General features: G+C 34.7%; 1 protein-coding gene and 1 pseudogene. Both read left to right on the plus strand.

Annotated elements, in window-relative coordinates:
• The coding region (locus WGMM_RS03930; protein WP_038250379.1) for a coiled-coil domain-containing protein at positions 1–905 on the plus strand (905 nt) is incomplete at its 5' end.
• A gap of 157 nt (positions 906–1,062) precedes the next feature.
• Positions 1,063–1,246, plus strand: a pseudogene (locus WGMM_RS05840) (hypothetical protein); the annotation flags it as partial.

Here is a 1,246-nt window from a genome sequence, read left to right on the forward strand (position 1 = left end):
AGGAGGAGATGCTTTCTCTTGAACACCAAGAGTTACGTGATGAAAATACAAGATTGAATGAAAGAGTAGATTCTTTAATGGAGGAATTGTGTCAATGCAAATTAGAAAGTGAAAAGAATGAGTTATGTTTAAAGTCAGAATATGAAGATGAGTTACGCTTAAGATTGGAATATGAAGATGAATTAAACTTGGAATTAGAACATAAAAGTAGGGAAGCTTCTTCTCTGCGTACTCAATTAACTATGTTAAGAAAAAAAGTAGAAGTAGAAGAAGTAAAACAATTAAAAACTTTAGAATCGGAAGAACAACATGAGAGCTCAGAAAGCGACACAGAAGAATTAGAGAAGAAGTTATGCCAGTCGGAAAAGGAAAAGAAAGAATTAGAAGGTAAAGTTAGTGATGAACGTCAAAAGCGCACTGATCTTGAAAGTAAAGTTGATAAATTGTGTATAAAGGAGAAAGAGTACTTATCTAAAATTGAGGAGCTGAAAAAGGAGTTATTATCTTTACAAAAAGAAGAGAAAGAATCTGATAACACATTAACAACAGTGAAGGATGATCACGATAATAAGGTGAAAGAATTAAACAGTTCACTTTTGGAGCAATCCTCTCAAATAGAACAACTTCAAGAAGATTTGTCGAAAAAGAAACAAGAAGAAGTGCTTTTTTTGCAACAGGCGATAGAGTATATAACAGATGAGGTAGAAAAATTAGTAAGGGAAAATGAAGTGATCAGAGATGATGATAAAAAAGTAATATTACAAGTGATTCAAGCAATAAAGTCCTTGTTAGTAGAAGAAGTTGCACAATATTTGCCAGGCGAAACGTCTGTTCCTTCATTTGTGGAAGATCCTGGATATACCAGTGGATGTTCTACCCCGACCAACAGCTGCCACACATTTTGAGTACAGTTGTACACTGGATACATAAGACCTTAGCCATTTTTAGCTAGCAGACTGAAAATGGGAAGTTTGTTGTAGGTGCAGCACTATAATTCCTCCACAGATAAGAGAATTTTAATAAATATATACAAGACTGCTGAACGTGGGGGGGAGGGGAGTAATGAGCAATTTGCTTAGTGAGGCTAATGCATTTTATTTTGTAGCTAGTTCCTTAGCCACTCTTGCGTTACTTACATCTTTAGCGCTTATTGTAACTTCTAATGTGCCTCTTCCTCTAACTCTCGCTTTAGCTGCATTATCTGTTTTGGTGCTTGCACTTTTATATAAAATAATTCGTAATAATA

This window comes from Wolbachia endosymbiont of Glossina morsitans morsitans (genome assembly GCF_000689175.1).
Classification (GTDB): domain Bacteria; phylum Pseudomonadota; class Alphaproteobacteria; order Rickettsiales; family Anaplasmataceae; genus Wolbachia; species Wolbachia pipientis.